This window comes from Rodentibacter sp. JRC1 (assembly GCF_020521555.1).
Taxonomy (GTDB): domain Bacteria; phylum Pseudomonadota; class Gammaproteobacteria; order Enterobacterales; family Pasteurellaceae; genus Rodentibacter; species Rodentibacter abscessus.
Genome location: NZ_BPWA01000002.1, coordinates 13,679 through 38,858 on the forward strand (window position 1 = coordinate 13,679; position 25,180 = coordinate 38,858).

The 25,180-nt window shown below is 37.4% G+C and carries 21 protein-coding genes; all 21 read left to right on the top strand.

Annotation, left to right across the window (positions count from 1 at the left end; all coding sequences use genetic code 11):
• Positions 1–2 precede the first annotated feature (2 nt).
• Positions 3–305: a type IV conjugative transfer system protein TraL gene (gene traL, locus HEMROJRC1_RS10765; protein ID WP_226693010.1), complete on the top strand. Its 303-nt coding sequence runs from the start codon at positions 3–5 to the stop codon at positions 303–305.
• Positions 305–886, top strand: coding sequence for a TraE/TraK family type IV conjugative transfer system protein (locus HEMROJRC1_RS10770; protein WP_226693011.1), 582 nt, complete (start codon positions 305–307; stop codon positions 884–886). Before traL ends, HEMROJRC1_RS10770 begins: the two co-directional genes overlap by 1 nt.
• The gene (locus HEMROJRC1_RS10775; protein WP_226693012.1) at positions 876–1,598 is read left to right on the top strand and encodes a type-F conjugative transfer system secretin TraK; all 723 of its coding nucleotides are present in this window, start codon (positions 876–878) and stop codon (positions 1,596–1,598) included. The genes HEMROJRC1_RS10770 and HEMROJRC1_RS10775 overlap by 11 nt, the downstream gene beginning before the upstream one ends.
• The gene (locus tag HEMROJRC1_RS10780; protein WP_226693013.1) at positions 1,598–2,983 is read left to right on the top strand and encodes a TrbI/VirB10 family protein; all 1,386 of its coding nucleotides are present in this window, start codon (positions 1,598–1,600) and stop codon (positions 2,981–2,983) included. The genes HEMROJRC1_RS10775 and HEMROJRC1_RS10780 overlap by 1 nt, the downstream gene beginning before the upstream one ends.
• 12 nt (positions 2,984–2,995) lie before the next feature.
• Positions 2,996–3,532 carry a type IV conjugative transfer system lipoprotein TraV gene (gene traV / locus HEMROJRC1_RS10785; RefSeq protein WP_226693014.1) on the top strand — a complete coding sequence of 179 codons (537 nt, stop codon included), beginning with the start codon at positions 2,996–2,998 and terminating at the stop codon, positions 3,530–3,532.
• Positions 3,532–6,111, top strand: coding sequence for a type IV secretion system protein TraC (traC, locus tag HEMROJRC1_RS10790; protein ID WP_226693015.1), 2,580 nt, complete (start codon positions 3,532–3,534; stop codon positions 6,109–6,111). Before traV ends, traC begins: the two co-directional genes overlap by 1 nt.
• Positions 6,112–6,120: 9 nt before the next feature.
• The gene (locus HEMROJRC1_RS10795) at positions 6,121–6,513 is read left to right on the top strand and encodes a TrbI F-type domain-containing protein (RefSeq protein ID WP_226693016.1); all 393 of its coding nucleotides are present in this window, start codon (positions 6,121–6,123) and stop codon (positions 6,511–6,513) included.
• 4 nt (positions 6,514–6,517) lie between these two features.
• A complete protein-coding gene (gene traW, locus HEMROJRC1_RS10800; protein WP_226693017.1) occupies positions 6,518–7,135 on the top strand; it encodes a type-F conjugative transfer system protein TraW in 618 nt (205 codons plus the stop codon).
• The gene (gene traU, locus HEMROJRC1_RS10805; RefSeq protein WP_226693018.1) at positions 7,132–8,130 is read left to right on the top strand and encodes a conjugal transfer pilus assembly protein TraU; all 999 of its coding nucleotides are present in this window, start codon (positions 7,132–7,134) and stop codon (positions 8,128–8,130) included. Before traW ends, traU begins: the two co-directional genes overlap by 4 nt.
• Positions 8,131–8,138: 8 nt before the next feature.
• The gene (trbC, locus tag HEMROJRC1_RS10810) at positions 8,139–8,564 is read left to right on the top strand and encodes a type-F conjugative transfer system pilin assembly protein TrbC (RefSeq protein WP_226693019.1); all 426 of its coding nucleotides are present in this window, start codon (positions 8,139–8,141) and stop codon (positions 8,562–8,564) included.
• Entirely contained in the window at positions 8,561–10,516 is a 1,956-nt protein-coding gene (locus HEMROJRC1_RS10815) for a conjugal transfer protein TraN (RefSeq protein ID WP_226693020.1), read from the top strand. The genes trbC and HEMROJRC1_RS10815 overlap by 4 nt, the downstream gene beginning before the upstream one ends.
• A 10-nt stretch (positions 10,517–10,526) precedes the next feature.
• Positions 10,527–11,303, top strand: coding sequence for a type-F conjugative transfer system pilin assembly protein TraF (gene traF / locus HEMROJRC1_RS10820; RefSeq protein WP_226693021.1), 777 nt, complete (start codon positions 10,527–10,529; stop codon positions 11,301–11,303).
• Between the two features lie 13 nt (positions 11,304–11,316).
• On the top strand, positions 11,317–11,886 hold the full coding sequence (gene trbB / locus HEMROJRC1_RS10825) for a type-F conjugative transfer system pilin assembly thiol-disulfide isomerase TrbB (protein WP_226693022.1): 570 nt from the start codon (positions 11,317–11,319) through the stop codon (positions 11,884–11,886).
• The gene (locus tag HEMROJRC1_RS10830; RefSeq protein WP_226693023.1) at positions 11,886–13,238 is read left to right on the top strand and encodes a conjugal transfer protein TraH; all 1,353 of its coding nucleotides are present in this window, start codon (positions 11,886–11,888) and stop codon (positions 13,236–13,238) included. Before trbB ends, HEMROJRC1_RS10830 begins: the two co-directional genes overlap by 1 nt.
• A 14-nt stretch (positions 13,239–13,252) precedes the next feature.
• Positions 13,253–15,982, top strand: coding sequence for a conjugal transfer protein TraG N-terminal domain-containing protein (locus HEMROJRC1_RS10835; RefSeq protein WP_226693024.1), 2,730 nt, complete (start codon positions 13,253–13,255; stop codon positions 15,980–15,982).
• An 11-nt stretch (positions 15,983–15,993) separates the two neighbouring features.
• A complete protein-coding gene (locus tag HEMROJRC1_RS10840; protein ID WP_226693025.1) occupies positions 15,994–16,368 on the top strand; it encodes a hypothetical protein in 375 nt (124 codons plus the stop codon).
• 16 nt (positions 16,369–16,384) lie between these two features.
• Positions 16,385–17,368: a hypothetical protein gene (locus HEMROJRC1_RS10845; protein WP_226693026.1), complete on the top strand. Its 984-nt coding sequence runs from the start codon at positions 16,385–16,387 to the stop codon at positions 17,366–17,368.
• A 21-nt stretch (positions 17,369–17,389) separates the two neighbouring features.
• Entirely contained in the window at positions 17,390–17,854 is a 465-nt protein-coding gene (gene ssb, locus HEMROJRC1_RS10850) for a single-stranded DNA-binding protein (protein ID WP_226693027.1), read from the top strand.
• A gap of 127 nt (positions 17,855–17,981) precedes the next feature.
• On the top strand, positions 17,982–19,994 hold the full coding sequence (gene traD / locus HEMROJRC1_RS10855; protein ID WP_226693028.1) for a type IV conjugative transfer system coupling protein TraD: 2,013 nt from the start codon (positions 17,982–17,984) through the stop codon (positions 19,992–19,994).
• 2 nt (positions 19,995–19,996) lie between these two features.
• Positions 19,997–24,997, top strand: a complete 5,001-nt coding sequence (gene mobF, locus HEMROJRC1_RS10860; protein WP_226693029.1) for a MobF family relaxase — start codon at positions 19,997–19,999, stop codon at positions 24,995–24,997.
• 8 nt (positions 24,998–25,005) lie between these two features.
• Positions 25,006–25,180 (top strand): hypothetical protein (locus tag HEMROJRC1_RS10960; protein WP_374707309.1); only part of this gene is annotated, 175 nt, incomplete at its 3' end.

Below are 25,180 nucleotides of genomic sequence, written 5' to 3' on the forward strand. Positions count from 1 at the left end.
GCATGAATGATAACTCAAGAAAGAGGTATCAATTTCCTGCAACGCTCTCGAATCAAGGGCGTTTGTTTGGATTAACGATTGATGAAGCGGTTATATTAATTCCACAAAGTTTATTAATGGTTTTTTATAACCCTTATGTTTTTGCAATCACGCTCTTGATTTCCTTTTTTACTATAAGACATTTAAAGAAAGGTAAAGGCTCTAGTTATCTACTTTGTTTAATGTATTGGTTTTTACCAAAGTCAGTAACAGCATCTTTTATCACTGCATTACCCTCATCACATATTAGATATTGGATTTCATAATGGATTTTAACCGTATAAAAGATATAAATCGTAGCTTGGGTATCGCCCTTTTAATAATGACAGGTATTGCTGCTTCAACTTCTTTACTTGCACACCGTTTATATTCAACAAATAAAGAATTAGTTAAAACTGCACTAGAGAATAAGCAGATTATTGTTACACCAATGATTAATAATACTAATCAAGAATATGGGTTTAAAGGTGAGCGTGGAAATTCTGATTATTTACGTTTAATGGGGTTGAGTTTTTTATCTCTTCGTTTAGATGTAAATTCTCAAACTGTCGAGAATAGCCACGATATTTTATTAAGCTACGCTTCAAATGATTTAAGAGAAAAATTAATCCCTATTCTTTCTCAAGAAAAGAGAAGTTTAAGCGTTGATAATGGGGCATCAGTTTTCTATCCAAAGGCAATTAAAGTTAGTCCTGGTAATGGAATTGTTGATGTAAAAGGTGAATTGGTTTTTTCTTATGGGATAAGAAAAATCCCATCGGTAAACAAACATTATCAATTAAGAGTTGATATGGAAAGAGGTTTGCTGAGATTGACCGGATTTTCGGAGATTATGGATGAAAAATAAATATTTTATTTTGTCATTGTTTGCTTTTTCAGTTTCACAGTCAAGTTATGCCATAGATGTATCATTAAAACCCTTTGAGGCGATAAATGCGACTGTGAGTAGTAAAGAGCCAAATGTTATTAATGTAAAAAATGACACGATAAGTGCGATTTCAGCTAAAAATGGTGCGGTTTTAAAATATGACGGTACGACTGATGGTTCTGTTATTTTTTCTACATCTGAAACAAAACCTTTTTCAATTCTTATTGAAACGGAAAAAGGATTTACGTTCACCGTTAATGCAACGCCCAAAAAATCAAATTCTGCGGCTATTGTGATTCATAATCTTGCTGAGAAAGGAAACGCATTAGAAAGTGATTCTATGTTGCTCAATTCTTCGGAAAATACCTATTCTGGTCTTATTACTCAAATACTAACAGAATTAATTAATCACCGTGAACCAAAAGGATTTGTTGAAACAAGAAATCGTAAATTTGATGTTTCACCAACATTAAAAGGTATTTTGACAATCCGTAATACAGATGCTTGGGTGGGTCAAGATATTCGTGTAGTGAAACTAGATATTACTAATATATCAATGAACACAATCGAATTGAATGAACGAATTTTATGGAATAAAGGTGTAATGGCTATCGGCTTCGATCCTGCGGCAACTACGTTACCGCCTAATCGCCGTGTATTTGCCTATGTTGTGCTAAAAGAGGTGGAATAATGGCGAATAACATTAATCAACTGGTGAAAAATAACCAACGCTATCTTTGGGGATTAATCCTAACAGCTATCGCTTTGGGCGGTGGGGTCATTTATGGTGTGAATAAGTGGATTAATGCGCCAAAAGAAGATACCCCTCAATTTGAAGAAGAGGAAAAACAAATTGAACCTGATTTGACTGGAGCGATTGCAAATACCTTTGATGGACGGGTCACATCTCAGGTAATTACTGATGCACAAGCTGAAAGTAAGGAAAATCGAGAAGCGCTAAAAAAAGTCTTAGATAAATTGGATTCTATTGAAAACCGAATGACGGATATCGAGAAAGAGCGAGATGAACTCAGAAAAAAAATGGACGATTTTTCTAAAGGGCAAGATGAATTATTTGATCAAGTTAATGATGTTAAAGAAAACCCGGCTCTTTATAACGAACCGTTACCTGTTACTGATAACGGTCAAGCCGCAGAACGTGGCAGATTAAATTCTAATACAAATCAAAATCCCAATTACCAACAAAATGGGGGAGTAATATCTTTTTCTGATCCTGTATCAGTACCTAAAAATAATTCTTTTGAACGAAAAGTAATTAAAAAAAAGAATCAAGGCGGTAATAGTACATCACGTTTTTATGTTCCATCAGGCGCATTTTCTAACGCAATTGTTTTAGAGGGAGCTGATGCAAGTGCGGCAGTTACCGCCAGTACAACATCAATGGCTCCAATGCAATTTAAGCTAACTGGTGAATTACATTTACCCGGTAATCATCGTAATAAAAAGTTAAGTGGTTGTTTTATTACAGCAGGAACTTACGGTGATATTTCAAGTGAGCGAGCGATTGTAAGAACTGAGCGTTTATCTTGTGTCATTAACGGAAAGCATATTGATCAGAAAGTAAAAGGTCATGTTGCGTTTTACGGAAAAAACGGCATCAAGGGAATACCTGTTATGCGTAATGGAAAAATGCTTGGTTTAGCGTTTGTTTCAGGCGCTCTTGGAGGGTTGGGTAATGCCGTCTCTCAAATCGGTAATACTCAAGCCGGTTTAGGAGCAACAAGAATAGTTGAAGCGAGTGAGGTACTTAGACAGTCAGCCGGAGGGGGTATTTCATCTGCGGCGAATAAACTGGCTGACTACTATATTCAAGTTGCTGAACAGTATCACCCAGTTATTCCGATTGGTGCAGGAAATCGTGTCGAGGTCGTCTTTCAAGAAGGATTTTGGGCTGAATTTATAGAAGCTAAAGATTCTGAAAAATCTGAAGGTATGAAACAACAGGAAAAAGAACTGCGTCAAGATCTTAGTGGGCTACCGGATAATTTACAAAAGCAATTAGGGGAAGTGGGAAACCAATCACTAAATGATTTTGTTACACCAAATCAAAAATAAGAGGGTAAGAGAATGTATAAAAAAATGGGTGCAATGTTGATGGTCAGTATATTGACAGGTTGTGCAGGAATGAATAGCGATTTTGAACATAATATTCCGGCAAAAGATTCCGGTTATTGGTTACAACAAGCAGATGATATGACTAATCCAAATATGATTAATCAAGGTACTGGAAATATTGGATTTATGGGGGGGCGTGTTGATGTAAAGCAGTATCGCCTTATTAATACCAACGCGATTCGATTACCAATCAAAAATATAAACACAGCCCCTTTTCCAGTTCAAAAAACGGCTGACAATGTAAAAGATGAATTTGAGCCAATTCAAATTTCATACAAGCCAACCGCATCATCAAATACCGTTGATTGCAATCAAAAATATTGCTATCCGGAGCCGGGTACACCATTCAGACGAGATGATAGTGTATCTAGGGTATGGATTGCACCTTATGTTTCACCTAATGACAATGCGCATTTGGGGGAAATTGTTTATTTTGTGACAAAAAAATCGCAATGGTCAGGGATTGAAGAGAGCAAAGGAGGTAAGTAATGAAATTTAACCCGATTGATGTTGTGAATGTTATTAGTAACTTGCTCGGTGAAAAAGATACCTCACATCAGACAGCACAATTAATGACTGAATTGGAATATGCGCATATTAGGGATCTTATTCCATTCAAATATTATGATCAGGATTCAGGGCTGTTTATTAATGATCAGTCAGTAGGCTTTATTATTGAAACACAGCCTTTAATTGGCGCTAATGAACAGCTTGTCGAAAGTTTTAGTCGTATCTTACAAAGCAATATACCGCGAGACCACTATTTGCAAGTTTCTTTGCTCAGTAGCAAAGCAATTAAAGAAATTGTTGATTTTGGTTTAAAGGATTTTGAGTGGAAAGGTGAATTTGCTGATGAATGTAATCGAGCCACAAGAAATTATTATCTTTCAGCCGCAGAGGATATGTTTCCTAACCGTGCTAATCACCCTTTAACTTTGCGTGAATATCGTCTTTTCTTTAGCTATGCGATGCCAGTCAAATCCTTTAATGATACTGCTTTTATTAAAGTAAAAGATGTGCGCCGTTCTTTTATCAGCGCATTAAATAGCAATGGTATGTATAGTGAAATTTCAAGTGTTGAATCTGTTTGCGGATTGTTACGAGAAATCATCAATTTTCAATACAGTAAATTAACACAGTACGACCGCGCTTATTTATCTGAGAAGCATATTTCTAACCAAGTTGTCGATTCATCAACCAGTTATTTAGTAAAACCGAGCCATATTCTCATCTCTTCTCTTGATGAATATGGGGAAGAGCGTAGAACACGGGCAATGGGGTTTCATTTATCTGAAAATCCGGGTGAGCATTTTTTGTGGCAAAACGGGAATATTATTTCTGACTTGTTGCAAGTAGAGCGTGGCATTACAAGCCCCTTTATCTTCACTATGATTTTAAATACTGAGGAACAAACTTCTTCAACGAATGAAGCCAATCGTAAATTTTTTGACCTTGAGAAAAAAGCCAATGGCGGATTTGCTCGTTTCATACCATCTGTAAAACGTGAATTTCAAGAGTGGGAGAATTTACGAAATAGTTTGCTGACAGGTCAATCTTCTTTAACGAATTATTTTGTCGGGATTCGGGTATTTTGTGCTGATGATGACGATATTATGATGCGTGAATCAGAGAAGGTGCTTAAAGCCTTTGAAGGTCAGGGATTAAAAGTGATTCGTAGCGACTTTATGCAACTAAGGGATTGGTTCGCCTCAATTCCTTTTGTCGTAGCGAATAATCCAAAATATTGGAATGATTTTAAAAAAACTGGTTCGGTGTTACGGGCTGAAACTTTTCAGGCTGTCAATTTATTACCTTTGATTGCGGATAATAAATTAAGCCGCTCCGGTATTTTATTGCCTAGTTATCGTAATCAAATCGCATTTCTTGATCTCTTTGATGAAAATTTACCAACAACTAATTTTAACTGGTTTATGTCTGCGACCTCCGGTGCAGGTAAATCAGTTATGGCGCAGACTATTGCTAATCAGGTATTAGATACGCATGGGATTGTTTCTATTTTTGATATTGGTGATTCCTACAAAGCCTTTTGCACTAGTCTAGGCGGTCAATATATCAATGGCTCTACGTTGCGTTTCAACCCTTTTGCAAACATCACCAATATTGAAGAACAAGCAGAACGTGTCCGCGATCAATTATGTATCTTAGCTAGCCCTAATGGGCTATTAGACGATGTTCATCAATCCCTTGTTTTGCGCGCAATAACGGAACAATTCCCTCATTACCAACAAGGCATGCGTATTGATCATGTTGTTGATTATCTTAAAGCGCATAAAAGAGAAGTCCAAGATTCAGAACGGATTGGCGGCCGTATTGATGAAATTACTCATCTTTTGCAGAAGTACACAACAAAGGGTATCTACGGTAAGTATTTCAATTCAGATGAACCTACATTAAATCCTAATATGCAATTCGTTGTAACAGAGTTAGGGGATTTAAGACAAACAGGTGATTTGTTGATGGCAGTTTTATTTACGTTAATGATTTGGGTTGAAACTACGATGTATATGACCCCTCGTAACATCAGAAAGCTGAATCTCATTGATGAGGGTTGGAAATTACTTAGCGCATCAAGTCAAAAAGTCACAACGTTTATTGAAGAGGGGTATCGAACAGCACGCCGTCATAATGGTTCATTCGGTACAGTAACACAGGCGGTTAGCGATAAGAACCTAAGTACGGCCGCACTTGCCGCTTATAACAATAGCAGTTTTAAATTTACTCTGATGCAAGATGCGAAGTCCTTTGCTTCTTTTGTAAAAGAAGAACCTAATATTTATTCCGAATTGGAAATTGAACTAATTAAAAAGTTTCCGGCAGCTCGCAACGTAGGTTATAGCTCCCTCCTGCTGAATATGGGCGGAATTAGTAGCTTCCATCGTTTATTACTTGATCCATTGCGTAATGCGCTCTTTTCATCTCGTGGTGAGGATTTTACTTATCGTGAGAAACGTTTTGCAGAGGGGGCTTCTATTCAAAGAATCGTAATGGAAATGGCTCAAAGAGCAGAGCCGGAATTAATGCAAAAACTTTTAGCTAAACAATATTAGGGGGTTCTTATGACAGATCAAGAAGAAGTATCAACAGAGGAAAAGGTTTCTCGATTTTCTTCGATGATGAAAAAAATTGACAAGGTTCTTGCACTGTTTTTAGTGCTGATACTTGCCTTAGCAATTAATCATTTTTTCTTTTCATCACCTAAGGTTGTTTCTTTTGATATTAAATCGACAACTAATACATTTTTAAAACAGGTAGCGACACTAAACATTGATGAAAACCAAAAAAATATGATGGTTAAGCGCTATAACCTCGCTTTAGATTCAGTCATTAAAGAATATGAGGCGCAAAATTATATTGTGTTGGTTAAAGAGGCGGTTGTTTCTAACGTAGAAGATAAAACTGCTGATATTCAACGGAAAATCGCTCAGAAAATGAAAAAAAAGCAAGAGTAATACTATGAAAAAATATGGCTTGTTACCTCTTATTTTTCTTTCTCTCTCTGTTTCTGCAAAGGACTTGGGAAAAATAGGTGATGTTTGGGCTATTCAGGAACAAAACTTACTGAGCCTGATTGATGAACTCTTAAAAGCAGAATTTGAAGGTAAGTCAGAAGCTGAAATCCAAGAAGAAGTAAAAAAACGAGTGACTGAAAATGCATTAAGACCGCCGCCAGTCATTTTGCCAGTTGCTAAAGTAGATAGTATGCGAAGTTTTGATCCCTCTTATACCGTTGAACGCGATCTTGCTGATCATAAAGGGCAAGTTTTCGCACATAAAGGGCAAGTGGTTAATCCTTTTGACACTGTTCCTTTTGCTCGCACTTTGGTTTTTATTGATGGTGACGATGAAAAGCAAATTGAATGGCTTAAATCATTCAAACCTGAAACTGAAATTGTAAAAATCATTTTACTTAATGGGGATTTGCGCGAAGCAACTGAGAAATTAGATGTTGATTTATATTTTGACCAAAATGGAGCATTAGTGAATCGCTTTGGCATTAAGGCTGTACCTAGTGTGATTGATGAAATGCCCGGTAAAAAACTGTTACGGATTCGGGAGTTTGGTTTGAAATGAAAATGTTGAAAAAGATTTCTATCGCGCTAGGAATGGCTTTTTTTAGTCAGAATAGCTTGGCCGATGCGATTTGTGATGGTCGTTGGGTAAATCCTATCACTGATGTTTGTTGGAAGTGTCTATTTCCGATGAGCATTGGTAGCGTAAAAGTTTCATCAAGTGGTTTGCCTGACACACGAAATCCATCAAGCCCTATTCAGCGCTGTCCTTTTCCGCCCCCTATTTTTCAACGTATTGGTATTGCTGTTGGATTTTGGGAGCCTGTAGCGACCACAGATATATCTCGTTCACCTATGTGTATGGTCAATATGGGGGGAATGAAAATTGGCGGTTTAAAGAAAACTGTAATTGGTAGTTCAACTTCAACAAATTCTAAAACAAGAAATGGCTCTTTTTATCATGTGCATTGGTATAAATATCCGCTTATCAGTTGGCTAGGTATTTTTACCGATGATATGTGTATGCAAGGGGGGAGTTATGATATTGCTTATCTCTCCGAGCTTGATCCAATGTGGAATGACGATACCCTGTCACTTTATGTTAATCCGGAAGCCGCTATTTTTGGTAATCCAATTGCTCAATTTGCTTGTATTGCTGATGCCATAGCTGCGGAAACGCATTTACCGTTGGATTTCCTATTTTGGTGTGCCGGTAGTCATGGGTCTATTTATCCTTTCACCGGGTCGGCTAATCGCGAAAACTCGCCATTAGATCAGGCGGTGCTTCTTTCTGAACGAATGAATTTCAAATTACATAGACAAGGAGTAGTGCAAGATACAATTGGCGAGAATACGGCTGTTTGTTTCCAATATCCGGCACCGATTGTACCCAAAGAACGTTATCGTTATCAGCTCATTAATCCAATTCCTGATGCAAATAATTGTCACCCTTATGGGCGTAGTGTGATGCGTTGGCAATTGGGGAAAGACACTCCAACAACATCAAAAAACTATGGCTATTTGATTTGGAAAAAGCGTAATTGCGTGATGTTTTAGGAGTAGGTATGAAAAAGTTTTTTATTGGATTGATTTTGGGGATTAGTTTGAGTGTTCATGCTCAAGATTATGCTCAAACAGAATTTCCCCCGGTTGAAGATAAGGAAAATGAATTAGCTTACTTCGTTTCTTTTTCTATTCCGGAAAAACAACTTGTCACGCTAATTCGCGCAGCAGAGCATCAAAAAATACCTGTTTATATTCGTGGTTTAATCCATAACGATATGAAACGTACAGCAAAAGCCATTTTATATCTTGCACAAAAATACAACGTTCAGGGAATGCTCGTTGATCCTCTACGTTTTGAGCATTATGACATACAAGCTGTTCCGGCATTAGTAAAAAAGTGCGGCCAAAAATTTGATGTAATTTATGGCAACGTAGATTTAAAACAAGCATTAGATTTGATAGCGAATCAAGGAGAATGCAAATGATGAAGAAAGGCTATTTTTTATTTTCTCTTTTGGTTTCCAATATGGCTTTTGCAACCAGTATGAATGAAGCCTTTAATCAAGGTCGTGATGTTGGAAAGGGTAATAATAGTAATGCACAACAGATTATGAAAGATTTTCAGCCAAGCCAAATACAGGGGTATCAGGCTCGCCCTAAAGAAAGTCAATATTATACCGGGGTTAAAGGTGGTAATCCTAATTTAACCGCAACAGGTATGAATGCGCTAGAAAATTCTGAAAGTGGTAAAGCAATAAAAAGCAGCATTATAAATAATCCTAAGGTGGATATTTCACAAGACAGCGATTTTATTCAATCTTCTAATAACATCAGAGCGAATGCAGAGGTTATATCAGGAATAAAAGATGGTCAGTGCGTGAATAAAGTCTTGAGTAAAACATTATTTACTTCTCATTTTTGCGAAAAAGACCAAGCAATAAATAAAGTTTGTAAAAATACTGCATTAGTAAAGTGGACAGGGAAAAAAGAATTAAAAGAAAAGGTAGAGAGATTTAAATTAGAAGATGGCGGTAATGATAAAAATACACACCAATCATTTCTAAAATTCTATTTTCCGTATAATAATGCCATTATTAAAGGGTATAAAGTTATTTTGGAATGGGTTAATCCTATTTTAGTACAAGATAAAACTATTTATAAAACTCAATATGAATCTTCTAGTTTTGATGTTTTTGGAGGAACAACCAAGTATATATCTGGATACCAAAAAAAAGATAATGGGAGATGGAATGAAAGAGGATGGGTGTTCCCTAATGTAATGGAATATCAATCAAATAAAATTGAAAACTATAAAGTAGATGGTAGTCAATATTTTAATATATTAATTAAATCTCAAGATGTTTATGGTTTTCTTGCTGTATGGGTTGCTGGCGTTTATAAAAGTATTATTACTAATAATAATCTTCCGGGGTTTAAGCGTAATAATAACAATAAAAATGCAGAGATTGAGATTACATTCTTGGAAGAGGAAAATACATTGAAACCTGAAATTGAGTGGGTTAATTCATGTGGAAATTTTGATGATAGCAATTTGATTAAAATAAATGAAAAGTGTACTTCTCCGGGTGGGAATAGAACTTTCTTTAAAGATGATAAAAAGTTTGATTTATACAGTGAATGTTGGGAAAAACAAACAGAGTATTTGGTTAGTGAAGTAAGTGATAATGAATGTAAAAAATATGAAAGTAACCCAAATTGTACGGTGGGTGAGAGAGAATGTATTTTAAATAATAACGGTTCTTGCACACGGCATCGAATTAAATATCAATGCCAAACTACAACAAAAACAGATGGCTATATTTGCGGTGATAAATTCTTCTGTAGTGATGGTTCTTGTGCCGATTTAGAGGGTAGTGTGAACACTGATTTTGGTCATGCAGTTAGTCAATTAGCGACCGTTGCACAAGCTGGGAAAGATGTAGGGCTTGATCCGGATCATTTAAAAGCATTTAGTGGTAAAGCGATGTTTTGCCGGAAATCCGGTTTTGGCTTTAGTGATTGCTGTAAAGATAGCGGTTGGGGGAATAAAGCTGGGCTTGCAAAATGTAATTCTGAGGAAAATGCACTAGGTAAAGCTAAAGAGAAAAAATTAGTAGTTTATGTTGGTACATTCTGCTCTAAAAAAATATTGAAAAAATGTGTTCAACGGAAAAGTGGGTATTGTGTATTTGATAATAAATTAGCCCGAATTATTCAATATCAAGGGCGTTCCGGTCAATTAGGCATTGGATTTGGGGGGGCGAAAAATCCTGATTGTCGTGGGATTACAGTCGATGAGTTACAGCGAATTGATTTTAATGCAATGGATTATTCCGATTTCTATGATGAATTAAATGAGCGCACTCATTTACCGGATAAACAACAGATCATGGAACACATGAGAAATTCTATTATTAATCAATTACAAGAGAAATAGGGCGGTATAGATGAATAAATATCAAGTTTTGTTTATGTCTATATTATTTGCCGGGGGTGCTTATGCAAATGAGCCGCCTAGCACAGATTATAAGCCTGCTGTCGGTTGGCAATTTTATAATTTACCTAAACCACCTAAAGAAAAGCCAGTAAAACCACAGCCTGAAATTTCTTCAGCTTTAAAAGAATTATCACCATCAGAGCAGTTGGAGTTAATTCAGAAAAAACTTAAAGAAGCGCGAGATACGGCCATTATGAACCCAACAGCCGATAACATCGCTATTTACAAAGTATATCAAGATTACTTTGTTGAAAAGGCTACTGCATTTTCAATGAAGTGGGAAGAAATGCTGCTGAAATACCCTGATTTGGATTACAACTTAAAAAACTCATTCTATAACGCGACTGTACCCATTAAAGAAACAATGCGCCGGAAAGAAGAGGCTAAGGCGATTGAGTATGTTAATCAGCGATACGGATTTTTCTTTTTCTATCGTGGCCATAATCCGATTGATAACAAATTAGCGGAGGTTGTGAAAAATTTTTCAGCTCAATATAAGCTCACCATTATCCCTATCTCAGTTGATGGGCGGATTAGTGCAGAATTTCCTAATTCTAGAAAGGATATGGGGCAAGCGGCCAAAATGAGCGTTAATCATTTTCCGGCGATTTTTCTTGTTAATCCGACAAGAGGGGAATATAAGCCGCTTGCTTATGGCTTTATTACGCCTGATGACCTTGCAAGACGAGTATTGAATGTAGTGAGTGAATTTAAACCTAAAATTTAAAAGGAAGCCAATAATGAAAAAGAATTATCTGATTTTGCTATTTACACTTTTATTGCCAACTTATGGAATAGCTAATTCAACCTTGGAAATGATTGAAAAATTGGATCAAGAAAAATTAGCAAGACAATCTCAGCAAGCACCTGAGAAAAAAGAAGTGATACAGCCCAAAGAGCGTCGCTTTATTACTCTTTCCAATGGAAAACGTGTAGATATTACGGATTGGCGTATTGTACATTTTATGTCGAGTACCTGCACATATTGCAGACAGTTTAATCCAAAACTAAAACAGCTTTCAGAGCAGGTCGGAATACCTGTTGTGACGTACAGTTTTGACGGACAAGGTGATGAATCTTTCCCGGTGGTTTTTGATGCAACTGAAGAGGTATTAAGAGAATTTTTTGCGGAACTGCCAAGAGCTACGCCGACCGATTTTATCATTAATGTGAATAATTTGGTGACATTGCCAATTTCACAAGGGGATTTATCTCAATATGCCCTTGCACAGCGATTAGATGAAACGTTTTTGTATATTGATAAAAATCTTAAAGGGATTGAGAAAATGCCAGTAGGGGAGGGGAAATAATGCGTAAGTTATTTCGTAAAGCGTTAGTGCTATCGGTTTTTTTATTATCCAGTATGGCAAATGCTGATGTGAATGCGGACTTAAATAAATTCTTTAATGATTTAGGAGGCGGCGCTAATTATACCTCTCCGACAGTGATGCAAGGACAAAGTGCAGGATATTTAACCGGAGGGGCTTTTTTTGCTCGTGTACCAACAAGAAATATCCAACTGATTTCTATCACATTGCCAAGTATTAGTGCAGGTTGTGGGGGGATTGATGCCTATTTAGGGGCGTTCTCATTTATCAATAGTGAGCAACTTCAAGCGATGGCCAAAATGATTATGAGTAATGCGATTGGCTATGCGTTTGATTTGGCGTTAGAAACCACTTGTCCGCAATGTAAGATGGTCATGGATAAACTTCAAGCGATGGCAAATGATATTAATAATCTTAACATTTCAACTTGCCAAGCCGCACAAGCCCTTGTAGGGGGGATTGTCGGTAAACGTTTAGCCCAAGATCAACAAGCCTGTACCTCGGTTGCCTCAGAAAATAATATGTTTTCAGACTTCTTACAAACAAGACAGCGTTGTGGGGTTGGAGGTGAATCAAATAAAGTGCTAAATAGCCCAAAAGCTAAAAAACGAGATGAAGAAATCCCTCGTAATACTAATACTGTATGGCGTGCGTTTAATCGTATTAATCAAGTTGTATCAAATGATCGCGAACTTAAAGAAATGATGATGACGATGGTCGGAACAACGATTTACGATGCCAAGGGTAATATGAATGTTTTACCCTCTTTGGGTGTAACCGATGAATTAATCAGTACACTACTTTATGGCGGTACGGCCACGATGTATCGTTGTAATGATACTTCAGAATGCTTACAGCCAACAAAATCAAAGGTCACTATTCAAGAGAAAAATGGGTTAGTTAATAAAGTTAAAGAAATCATTTCACGCATCTACGATTCAGTTGTGGCAGATGTGCCATTAAAACAGAATGAAATTAACTTTATCAATAATACGCGAATCCCGATTTATCGCCATATTAAAGATGTCGCGATGTCCGGTGCCGATAGTCAGTTTGTTCTCAATCTATCACAATATCTAGCCTTAAATCACGCACTTGAATATGTAAATGGGCTTGTTAGTGTGACGGAATTAGCCAGTTCAAAAACATTAGGTTCTGATGAAGAAGTAAAACAATTTCAGGATCGGGTTAAAAATGTAAGAGAACGTTTGAGTAACACATTAAACAAAGTGCAAATCCAACAAGACGGCTATATATCAGTGCTTGAGCAAATGCAAATTTTACGTAAACAAATTGCGCCACAATACGGTAGCAAATTGAATTTTGGCGAATAAGTAAGGTAAGAACTATGGCAATGGAAATCGTTGTTTTAGATGGTGTAGATATCCTCGCGCAAGCATTTAATGCAGTTGCAGCATTTGTGAATAATGATACATGGTTTTCATTAATCAAAATCGCAGAATTTATTGGTGTTTTTACGGCAGCAATCCTTTACATCAAGGGGCGGGATTTGCGTACGATGTTTTATTGGTTATTCGGTTTTGTTTTAATTAATGCAATACTGCTTACGCCAAAAGAACGAATCATTATTCGAGATTTAGCCAATCCTACGGTGGTTAAAACCATTAATAATGTGCCTTTAGGGGTGGCATTTCCGCTGTATTTATCAACTAAAGTTGGCTATGCCATTGCTCAAACTTACGACTTATTTTTTTCTTCTCCGGCAGATGTTCAATATACTAAAACAGGGTTATTATTCGGTCAGCGGTTATTGGGAGAATCGTTCTATTTAAAACCTTCAGATGAAACGCTATCTAGTAATTTAAATCACTATATTCAAAGTTGCGTTATTGAGCGCAATATGATCAAAGGTTCAAACTCTTTTAATGCTTTAATGAATAATAAAGCCTTAGTTAATACGCTATATGCCGGTAGTGCTTCAGATTATGTGAAATTTACTCAAAACGGTACAACCAGTTTGCAAAGTTGTGCGACAGCCGGGCGAGCAATCGCAACGGAAATGAACAAATATGCTTCTAGCCAATCACCGATTAGACAATTAATGAGTAGTTTAGGGCTTAAATCATCGAATCCGGCATCATTAAATGAATATAACAACAAGATTAGCAATATTCAGCAATATTTTATGAAATCGAGTAAATCGGCTTCTGAAATTTATACGCAAAATATGTTGGTTAATTCTTATCGCCGTGCATTAGAGCGTTATCCGGCATCACTTGATGGCAGTGCTGAACTTATTGCACAAGCCTCGGAGCAATCTTTAACTAAGATGAAACTAGCCCATCAATCGAGTTATCAAGTTGCAGGTAAAACATTGCCGGCATTGCATACAGTTTTTTTAACCTTAATGATTGGTATTTTCCCTATTATGGTATTGGCAATGTTTATCCGTGAAGTGGCTTGGGGCGTTATTAAAAACTATCTATCCGTCTTATTTAGTTTAATGATGTGGCCAGTTTTATTTGCAGTGTTTAATAGCATTATTACGACATTAACAGCACACGTTATGAACGGTGAAGAATTTACTTTACAGAACATGGATAAAGTAAAAGAAAACGCGACAACGATTGCAGGAATGGCGATGTGGTTGATGTTATCTATCCCATTTTTGAGCTTTAAGTTAGTAACAAACCTCGGACAAAATATTGCGAGTGCAGGATCTTATTTGGGGAATATGCTTGCCAGTTCGACTTCCGCAGATGCGGCAAATACAGCAGCCGGGAATTATAACTGGGGCAACATGCAAATGAACAATATCAATGGGAATAAAGTAGATTTGAATTCAGTTTATAGAGACGGAATGAGTACGATTCAATTAGCAAATGGCGCAACACAAACGATGACCGCAGACGGTTCTATGGTGTTAGATAGTACGGGTTCTATTTCTAAATTGCCGTTTAGCTTCGATTCAGGGCGTATGCTTGATGCAAGTTTAACTTCTTCGGTTCAAGCCTTACAACGCCAATCAGAGCAATTTATGCAAGGTTATCGCAGTTCCGTGACAAATGCTCATGATTCGGCAAGTCAAATACTGAGAAACTATAGCCATCAAGATTTGATTCAAAAAGGGCTAACTGAAAGTGATATTAATGCGCTGAAAAATACAGCTCAAGAAAATCATGGAGCATCTACAAGAGATTCAGCTACTGATTCAACAAGAAACCTAGATAGTACATTAACGAATAGGGTAAATAGCACAGGTGGGGGCATTAGAGCAACAGCAAGTGCAGAGGCTAGTGGCGGGTTTACATTATTTGGTAATGGCGCAACAGCAAAAGCCGGTGTGCAAGGAGAAGTAAATACATCATATCAAATACATGATGCTAATAATGAAGAGGTATCGAAATCTAAAGATTCAGCATATACCTACTCGAAAGATGATAGTTGGAATACATCACAGCTTGCAGAGAAAACAAGACAACTTAGTGAAATCAATACAAGTCATGTTCAAGATTCACAATTACGCAGCCTCATTCAGAATACACAAGATTCTATGCGTAGTGCTTATGAAAACTTTAGCGGATTTACGGCCACACAAAGTAGAGAGCGTGTATTATCAGAAGCAGCTAATTTAACAGAATCTCAACGTTTGAATATCCAACATCGCTTAGAACAAGAATTTGTAGATTATGCGAGAACGCGCTTAGGTGATGAAAATGTCGGTAATATTCTAACCAGTGGCTCTGCTGAAGCGAGAGAAATTAGAACCGAGCTGATAAATGAATATGCCGCACAATTTGAAGCATCGTTGAGAAATATTCATGATGGTAATGGTGTGAGAGTGTTGGGTTCACAAGGTCGTTTTAGCGGTGGTAATGCCGGACAAGTTGAAAATTATGTTGGAAGTCAGGGAAGAAATTTTGAAGAAGAAGCGAGCAATTTGGGGATTAAAACTGATCCTATCGTTGGGCTTGATCCCCATAGTGAAAGAAATGGGGTTATAAGACAGGGGTATGATGTGCAGGCAGGAGCAAATAAAGTAATGGCAAATGATGCAGAAAAATTTGCAGATAACCGGGAAAAATCAAATAACAAACGATTTGATGAAAAAGATTAAGGGGTGAAATTATGAAAAAACTACGTTCATTTTTCAAAAAGCTAAAAGATAAAGTCGGTTTTAGAGTGATGACGAAAGATGAATATCAGGAATATCTTAAAAAGAAAGGTCATTTTGGCTCGTCTGATTCTAATTCGATAATCAATCCGGCTACAGGCTCACCAATGGTTGGGAATCTGTATATTGGCAGTAATAGTCATGGCTCTAGTCGTAGCCTTTTTGAGTCATCTTCAACTGCAAATGATATAAATCCGGCTACAGGCTTACCGATGTCTGGAGGTGTTGATGTTTGCGGTAATCCTTATGGAATAGATTTGAATAATTCAACTGACAACTCATTTAGTTATTCAAATGATACTTATAACAATGACTTTCACAATACTTAAACTAAGGAAAAAAATTATGAAAATATTCATTTCGTTTACAGAGTTATTATCTGATACTCTTATGTGGTCGTTCGTCACATTAGGATTTGGATGTTTTATAGCATTTGGACCATATACTTTTGATATTTCTTTATCTTTATTAAATGATATTCGTTCCGGTGTTAGAAATTATGAAAGTTTTTTTTATACGTTATATTTTCTCTGTTTAGCAATTGGATTTCTTATTTCGATAATTGTAAAAATAACGATAAAAAATTTATCAAGAAGTTTATTAAAAAATTCATTGAGAGAAATTGAAAAAGGTGAAGAAGGGTTTGCCTCTGCTACTAAAAATTGCACATTGAAAGATCTTCATCGTATTGCAGCTCATGAAGCCGGGCATTTGCTAGTTTATGCCGCACTTGGTCAATTACCTAACGGAGTGAAAGCGGAAGTAAAAACTCAAACCGATCATACAAATAGCCTTGGTTATGTAACAGGTGTTATTTCAAAAGGGGTCACTTTTTCTCGTCTTTTTTCTGAATGGCAAATGTTGATGATTTTAGGTGGGCGAGTGGGAGAATCTACGTTACTAAATGATAATACACTTGGTTCAATAGAAGATCATCAACGTTGGCTTAATGCTGCTAAATCATATTTGAGCAACTATTTCACCGAGATTTTTTATCCTGATGCTCAATCAGAGTTTGAGGCAAAGCATAATAATGAACAGCTTCTTGTATTGAAAAATAAGCAAGAAGATTTACTTCAACAATTTTTTGCGCTCAATATGGAGCATTTAACTGTACTTAAAGAAACGCTCCAACAACAAAAGGTGATGTTAGCTGAAGATATTATCGCTTTTTTTCAGCAAGCGAATATACGATTTCCTGACAATTTTCCATTACCTTTCGGACAGTTTGATAAATTTAGCTCTCAATGGGAGTTAAGTGAAGAATATGGAACACCAAATGAAGCATTAGAAGAACGTTTAGGAATAAATGATTTAGATAACAATTAATTTAAGAAGGAAACAAACAATATGGCAGGAGTAAACAAAGTCATTATAGTGGGGCATTTAGGAAATGCCCCGGAAATGCGAGCAATGCAAAATGGTGATGCTGTCGCCAATATTAGTGTAGCGACTAGTGAAAGTTGGAATGATCGTAACACCGGAGAACGCCGAGAAATAACAGAGTGGCATCGTATCGTATTTTATCGCCGCCAAGCTGAAATTTGCGGTGAATACTTGCGTAAAGGTTCACAAGTTTATGTAGAGGGACGATTACGCACGCGTAAATGGCAAGACCAAAATGGGCAAGATCGCTATACAACTGAAATTCAAGGTGATGTCTTGCAAATGTTAGGTACTGCACAAGGTAAAAATAACTTAGGCACTGAAAATCAGGGGCAGGAAAAAGCACCGACTAATAATGCTTATGCTAAGGCAAAAGGAAAGCCAGTACCGACTAAAGAACCTGATGATTTTGGTGAAATTCCTTTCTGAATGACATTAACCGGGATTCTGCTCTATGCCGCAGGGGCAGAATCCAAAATATTGATCAATTAGACAAGCAAATTGATCAATATTTTGGATTGAAATTTAATTTTACCGATAGTGATAGGACGGAAAAATGAGTTTAGATGCACGCAATATTACGCAAGGCGGTCAAGTTATTAAATATATGATCAGTATGTTTATACAGATCACAAATATTGTTGTTTATTGGAGCTTGATCCCAAGTGCGGGTGCATTTTTTATTTATCTGTTTAGTGTGATGAAATGGATTCACATTAAACACGGCGCAATGTATTGGCTTTTGGTGCTAAAAGGTCGTCTTGTTAAATCGCAAGGCGATCAGCTTTATCATTTTAATTGGGTCACCGCTCAAGGGAATACCGTTGAATTTACGCGTACTGGCGCACAGGTATTAAATGACGGTTATTTTATCAAGTGTGCAGAATTACTAAAAACTCACGCATTTTTTGGGTGGGGCGTTTCTCTTTTAGTCTTTTTTATCATTATTGGCGGTGTTTTTTGGTATTTAGGTAGAAAAGGGAGTTTACAACGTAAAGATGAATTAATTGGGGGGCGTTATCTTGCATCTGATGCCGCCCATGTGAATAAGCTACTTAAAAAGTTAGGGAAATTATCCCCTCTTAAAATTGGTGATTTACACCTTGTCAAAAACAGTGAAGTTCAAAATATTGCATTACACGGAACAGTAGGAACGGGGAAATCAACAGTAATCAATGGGCTGTTAGAACAAGCTCGGAAAGACGAACAACGCGGCATTATTTATGACCGGGGAAATAACTTTATCCCTATTTTTTATCGAGATGGGACGGACGTGATTTTAAACCCTATTGATGAACGTTGTCCTAACTGGGATTTATGGGAAGAGTGCAAAGATAAAGTTGATTTAGAAAACTTTGCTGAAGCCCTATTTTCTGAGGGGCAGGGGGGTGGTGATCCGTTTTGGGTGCTTTCTGCTCGTATGCTTTTTGTTTCAACGGCTGAGGCGATGCGTAATGATCCAAATCGTTCAATTAGATTGCTTTTAAATCATTTACTTTCAATTTCTTTGAATGATTTAAAAGAGATTCTAAGGGGGACTGATGCGGTTAATTTAGTAGATGGTAGTATTGAAAAAACTGCTGTAACTATTCGTACTGTTCTTGCGACTTATGCAAAATCGTTGAGACTTTGCCAAGGGTTAGATAAACCGGGTAAACCTAAATTCTCTATCCGGAAGTGGCTTAATAACACGGGCGATAATGTTTGGATATTTCTATCCAGTGATGGGCGTGTGCATGAATCAATAAAACCACTAATTACGGCATGGCTAAATATTGCGATGCAAAATGTTCTTGCCCTTGAAGCCGACCTTGGTCGGCGCGTATGGACGTTATTAGACGAATTACCGAGTCTGAACAACGTACCAAAAATTTTAGAGTATCTTTCTGAGGCGCGTAAATTTGGGGGGGTAAGTTTGGTTGGGATTCAAAACTTTCCCCAATTACAAGCCATTTACGGTAAGGATAAAGCACAAGCGATTTGGGACTTATTAAACACTAAAGCCTATTTTCGTGCGCCAAGTGGCGAGGTGGCCCGGTGGGTGCAAAGTGAAATAGGCGAAATTAGACAAAAGAAATTTAAAGACCAATATAGCTATGGTGTAGATACAATCCGGGACGGTGTAAACTTCTCAAAAGATGAGCAAGATGAAAATATTGTGAATTATTCGGATATTCAGCGACTAGATGATTTGCAGTGCTATGTTGTGCTTAAAGGTGATTTACCTGTAGCGAAAGTGAATCTTACCCGGAAAGAATTTAAGAAAATTGCGGAAGGTAAAATTGAACGGGATTTATTGGCAGCATTTGATCAGAATTTAGATGAACTGATTAGCCATGCGGATATGGGTCATCAATTTGATGCGTTGGCAAATAAAATCGTTAATGGAGCGGCTTCTTCAAGTGCGAGTGGTTCTGAAATAGTGATGCCAACAATGACAGCTCAAGAGCAACAGGTAGAGGTTGATCCGATAAAACAGGAAAATACCACAATTTATAAAGATGAAGAACATCAAAATGGCAAAGTAGAGAACAACCTTAAACATTCGTTAAGAGATATGGAAATGTAATCATGTTATCAGTGGCAAAAGTAGGTTCTTCCGGTGGCGCAGCAAATTATTATTCTCAAGAGGATAATTATTATTTCCTCGGTGAGCAAAGTACAAAATGGTTTGGTGAGGGAGCAAAACGCTTAGGGCTTGAGGGGGCAGTAGATAAAGAGACATTTAAGCAAGTGCTTGAGGGTTATTTGCCTGATGGTTCTGATCTCTCTCATATCCGAAAAGGTGAAAATGTTCACAGACCGGGATATGACTATACTTTTTCTGCACCTAAATCCGTGTCGCTTTTAGCGCTTATTAAAGGGGATAAAGACGTATTAAACGCGCATAAAAGTGCGGTTGAAAAAGTGATGACCGAAATTGAATCGCTTGCTTCTACACGCTCAATGGAAACGCGAGAAAAAGATATTGTTGAAACGAAAAATTTAGTGACCGCACTTTTTTTACATGATACTAACCGAAATCTTGAACCGCATTTACATACACACGCAATCGTTGCGAATGCGACTTATGATACGACTACAGAGAAATTTAAAACGCTTTCTACGGATAAAGTAGGGAATGAACAGGGATTTGTTGAGGTTACATGGAATAATAAGATCGCATTAGGCAAGCTCTATCGCTCATTTTTAAAAGAAGAATTAGCCGCACAAGGTTTTGAATTTGAACATACCGGAAAAAATGGTTTATGGGAAATTAAAGGGATTCCGGCGGAAGTTTTAAAAGAGTTTTCAACACGCCGTCAAGAAATTTTGGCAAGTGTTGAACCCGATGCGAGCCAAAAATCATTGGGAGTGGCCGCAAAAGATACCCGGAATGTAAAAGATTTTTCCAATCAAGATGAAGTTAAGAAAGAGTGGGTAGAAAAGTGGGATGAATTATTAGGTAAAGATTTTGATATTAATAGCATCAAAGTTACCCCGGAACAGTTACAAGCCCGACTTACATTAAAAACAGAACAAACCGCTGCGATTGATAAAGCCTTGCCTGAAGTTATCTCGGAGATTGCGAAAACCAAGGCTAAATTTAGTCGGGCAGAAATCGCCGATAAACTTGTCGATAAAGTTTATTTTGAGGGCGGTGGTTTTTCGTCATTGGTAAGTGAACGTATTGACAAGCTAATTGAGCAAAAAGAATTAATTATTACAGATAACAAGCAAAATTATTTCACAACACCGGCGCATTTATCGCAAGAATCAGTGGTGACAGCACTTGTTTCAAAGCTCGATAATCAAGTGCATCACCTCCGCGCGGAAACACTGTCTCAAATTGCGGCCAAAATTGAAAGTGATCACAAAAATTTGAATTTATTTAGTGTACGTGGGCGGCGTGATTACGATGCGAAACTCGTTAGCGATTTACAAACATTTGCTAATGAAAATCATAAAACGCATATTGTCGTTGTAGCCAATCATCAAGAAAAAAATATGCTGAATGGAAAATTAGACAAAGAAACCTTTGTTTTTACCGCAGCAGATTATCTCCGTTCAGATTATGCAGATAAGAATAATTTATTAGTGACGTTGTATCGCAGTGAGAAAATGAATTTAGATACAATGAGTGGGTTACTTTCTAAAAGCTATACGCATCAAAATACCGTTGTCTTGCTTGATACGGGCGGACGGAATCAAAAAGGACTTACGCGTGATCTTGCAGTTGATTTAGGCATAAATGATACTCTTTTGAAAGAAAGTGCAGAGCGTAAGCATATCGTGATGATGAATAATGTAGATAAAAACGATCAACTTTCTGTCGCTGTAAAAGCCTATATGGGATTGGCTTTTACCGGTAAAAACGTGGTTATGCAGGTTTCTCAAGCAACGAACACAAATACTAATTTAAGGGAAAAATTGACCGCACTTACCCGGCAAACCCTGTTAGATAACGGTTTACTTGGAGAAAGAACCACTTCAATTCAATCTAAAGAACCGGCTTATATAAAACTCGATGCCAACGGCAAACCCGACTATCAAAATCCGTCTAACTATCAAAAGGGCGATACGATAGAGCGTATCAATAAAGGAAAAGTGGAAAGTTGGACGATTCTTGATGTTTCACGTAAAGATAAAACACTTGCTATTCGTAATAATCAGACTGGTGAGCGTGAAAATGATTGGGAAATGAAAAGGCTTAATAGCGAATACCAACTTTTTAGGAATGTAAGAGACATTGAAATCCGTGTAGGGGATAAACTTCATTCAATGGGGAAAACCAATAGTATTCGCGCCAATCAAGATTTAACGGTGATTGGTATTTCTAAGCCGAATATCTTTACTAAGCAAAAAATAAAACTCGAAGATGGCCAAGGAAAGATATTCACGCTAAACGCCGGGGAAGAAACGAAATTAGGTTATGGGTATGTTGAAGCCGTAGCAAAATCTCAACGCGGTGAGCGTGATGTGATTATTTCTGTATTACAGGATAATCAAACTAATGATAAAACCCTTTCAGATGTACAAAAAGGGGCAGATCGTATTTTAGCGATTACTGCGACATCAGATAGTGTAATAGCCAAGCGAATTGATCTGCATCGTAGCCAAATATCTTTAACGCGTAGCCTTGAAAATATGTATGAGGTGACATCACTTGATGCGATTAAAGCGGAATCGGTGAGGGCAGCGTTTGATAATTCCCGGATGAAAAAAGAGATTAATGCGCGAATCGAGGCGATTCAGTCTAAAGGGGATTGGGTGTCTTTTCGACCAAGTAACCTCATTGCGAGCCTTGAAAGTAGCGGACGGTTTAGCAAACAAGAGATTATGCAATATGTTTCAGAACGTATTGAGAAAGGCGATTATCGCCCTATGGACGGTAAATCAAAAGATCTTTATAGCGCTTTTTATTTAAAAGAAAGCGTACAAACAGAGAAACATTTATTAAATCTTCTTGATAAAGGAATAGGAACACAAGAGGCTATTTTACCGGAAGCGAAAAAACTTCTTGAGGGAACATCGCTCAATGAAGGACAACGCAATGCGGCAGAAATGATTTTGACGAATAAAGATCGCATTGTGAATTTACAGGGTTTAGCCGGGGTAGGTAAAACTTATCAGCTCAATGTTGTCGCTTCTTTAATTGAGCAACATAGACCGGATATAACCATTAAAGCACTTGCGCCAACGCATAAAGCAAAAGAGGAATTGTTGCGAAGTAAGCAAATTGCAGACGGTGATACCTTTGCTAATTTTCTTATTACGGCAAAGCAGGATCAATCAAGATTCGATAAAACATTATTTATCATTGATGAATCCTCGATGATTGGTAATAAAACGGGAACGGAGCTATTAAATACGATAATTGAACGTGGAGGGCGTATTGTTTTATCCGGCGACCATTCTCAGCTTTCTGCGCTTGAATCCGGTGATGTGTTTCGATTAGGGCAAAAATTTTCGCACGTGGCGAAAGCGGAAATGAATCAGATTATGCGACAATCTAATGATATTTTACGCGGTGCGGTTGAAGCGGTGGCGATTGATAAAGATATTAGGAAGTCGCTTTCTCTTATTGAAAAACAAACTTATGATGTAGCGAGGATTAAACAGGAAGATGCGCCGAGTTCAAAAATTGCTGAAAAAGCGGAGGCAAGTTATCAAAATGTCGTTAAAGATTATATGAGCCGAAGCGAACAAGCGCAAAAGAATACACAAATTATTACAGCCACGAACCATCACCGCATAGGCTTGAATAATGAGATTCAAAAGGCACGATTTGAAAATGGTGCGATAAAAAATGGTGTGGAAATGACAATTTATCGCCGGGAAAATTTGAGTGAAGCGGATTTAAAAACTATTGGCACATGGAAAGAAAACACCGGGAATGTTTTGAAGATGGGCGAGCAGTATTATCAAATTCAGTCTGTTTCCAACGAGGGGGAAATTTGGCTTGATAATGGAACATCAAGAAAAATGCTCAATGTTATTGATTCAACTGCGGATCTTGCGATCTTCCGTATTGAAAAGCAATCTTTCTATGAGGGCGATACTATCCGCATTAATGCTACGGATAAGAACAAAACAACAGAAAATAATGCACTTGGCGTAGTCGTTAGTACGGCAGACGGGAAAATTCAAGCTGATTTTGGTAATGGCGCGCGGACACTCGATCCGATAAATAATCAAGCTGATCGCCATATTGATTTGGGTTATGCCATTACAAGTATGGCATCACAAGGCGGTTCTTTTGAAAATGTGATTTTATATGTAGATACGAATATGAAAAATTTCGTAGATATGAAAAACGCTTATGTTGATATTTCGCGTGTAAAAGATCACTTGCAAATGTATGTCACAGACCGGGAGCGGTATGTGGAACTGGTAGAAGCTGATTCAGGCGTAAGAATGACCGCTTATGAACAAGATTTAGCGATTAAGCGAGAGATTTTGTCAGAAGCTAGTCAAATGTGGGAAAACTCAAGGAATTTAAAAGACGTTTATAATTTTAAAGATCGCTTTGATGATAATGTATTAACTCAGAGTAGCCGCATTAGTTTTAAAGGGAAAGAAAGTGAGCTTTTATTGGCGACTACAGACGAAGAGGGGCGTTATACCGGTAATCTTGTTATTCCGGTGAATCCTTATCGCGGAGAGATCCATTATGGCGAAAGCCGCCTCGAAGCGACAGAAGATGCCCGTTTCATTATCTTGAATCAGGGCGATGGCGATAAACCGGCAGAAATTTTGACTTTAAATGGCTTAGCTCAAGCACAAGAATTCAAAGATCAGGAAAAAACCGTTATTATTGTGCTTGATGAACAAGATAAGGGTCTAAAAGTGTCTGATCTTGTCGAGGAAGCGGATAGGATTGCAGAAAAGTTAAGTGCTGACGATTTAAAAGAAATTGAACAAATCGCAAAAGAAATTATTCAAGAGGAAGATAAGGAATTAATGTCGGCTCAAACTCTTGAATTGAGCGAGGAAAAAGAAACCACCTCGCCACGTGGACGAGATGAAAATAATATTTTAAGGCACGCACCGGAAGAAGAACCTACACCAAAAATTAAAGAATTAGTATAGGAGAAAAAATGACTAAACAGGACGAATTAAATATTGTCGCCAAATATCTAGGCAACCTTTCATCTTTACGTTCATTTGTTAAAGATAAAGAGCTGAGTTTTCTAGAAAAAGTACAGGAAAACCTTGCACAAGTTATCGCAGAGAAAAAAGAAGCGGTTGAACTTGAAAAAATGGAACTGGAAG

Bases quoted from the DNA above. Each gene is read 5' to 3' on its own strand.
- HEMROJRC1_RS10815 (WP_226693020.1), top strand. From the start codon at position 8,561: ATGATGAAGAAAGGCTATTTTTTATTTTCTCTTTTGGTTTCCAATATG.
- traC (WP_226693015.1), top strand. From the start codon at position 3,532: ATGAAATTTAACCCGATTGATGTTGTGAATGTTATTAGTAACTTGCTC.
- HEMROJRC1_RS10845 (WP_226693026.1), top strand. From the start codon at position 16,385: ATGAAAATATTCATTTCGTTTACAGAGTTATTATCTGATACTCTTATG.
- traV (WP_226693014.1), top strand. From the start codon at position 2,996: ATGTATAAAAAAATGGGTGCAATGTTGATGGTCAGTATATTGACAGGT.
- traD (WP_226693028.1), top strand. From the start codon at position 17,982: ATGAGTTTAGATGCACGCAATATTACGCAAGGCGGTCAAGTTATTAAA.
- traU (WP_226693018.1), top strand. From the start codon at position 7,132: ATGAAAATGTTGAAAAAGATTTCTATCGCGCTAGGAATGGCTTTTTTT.
- HEMROJRC1_RS10780 (WP_226693013.1), top strand. From the start codon at position 1,598: ATGGCGAATAACATTAATCAACTGGTGAAAAATAACCAACGCTATCTT.
- HEMROJRC1_RS10775 (WP_226693012.1), top strand. From the start codon at position 876: ATGAAAAATAAATATTTTATTTTGTCATTGTTTGCTTTTTCAGTTTCA.
- traL (WP_226693010.1), top strand. From the start codon at position 3: ATGAATGATAACTCAAGAAAGAGGTATCAATTTCCTGCAACGCTCTCG.
- mobF (WP_226693029.1), top strand. From the start codon at position 19,997: ATGTTATCAGTGGCAAAAGTAGGTTCTTCCGGTGGCGCAGCAAATTAT.
- traF (WP_226693021.1), top strand. From the start codon at position 10,527: ATGAATAAATATCAAGTTTTGTTTATGTCTATATTATTTGCCGGGGGT.
- HEMROJRC1_RS10770 (WP_226693011.1), top strand. From the start codon at position 305: ATGGATTTTAACCGTATAAAAGATATAAATCGTAGCTTGGGTATCGCC.
- trbB (WP_226693022.1), top strand. From the start codon at position 11,317: ATGAAAAAGAATTATCTGATTTTGCTATTTACACTTTTATTGCCAACT.
- HEMROJRC1_RS10835 (WP_226693024.1), top strand. From the start codon at position 13,253: ATGGCAATGGAAATCGTTGTTTTAGATGGTGTAGATATCCTCGCGCAA.
- trbC (WP_226693019.1), top strand. From the start codon at position 8,139: ATGAAAAAGTTTTTTATTGGATTGATTTTGGGGATTAGTTTGAGTGTT.
- traW (WP_226693017.1), top strand. From the start codon at position 6,518: ATGAAAAAATATGGCTTGTTACCTCTTATTTTTCTTTCTCTCTCTGTT.
- HEMROJRC1_RS10840 (WP_226693025.1), top strand. From the start codon at position 15,994: ATGAAAAAACTACGTTCATTTTTCAAAAAGCTAAAAGATAAAGTCGGT.
- ssb (WP_226693027.1), top strand. From the start codon at position 17,390: ATGGCAGGAGTAAACAAAGTCATTATAGTGGGGCATTTAGGAAATGCC.
- HEMROJRC1_RS10830 (WP_226693023.1), top strand. From the start codon at position 11,886: ATGCGTAAGTTATTTCGTAAAGCGTTAGTGCTATCGGTTTTTTTATTA.
- HEMROJRC1_RS10795 (WP_226693016.1), top strand. From the start codon at position 6,121: ATGACAGATCAAGAAGAAGTATCAACAGAGGAAAAGGTTTCTCGATTT.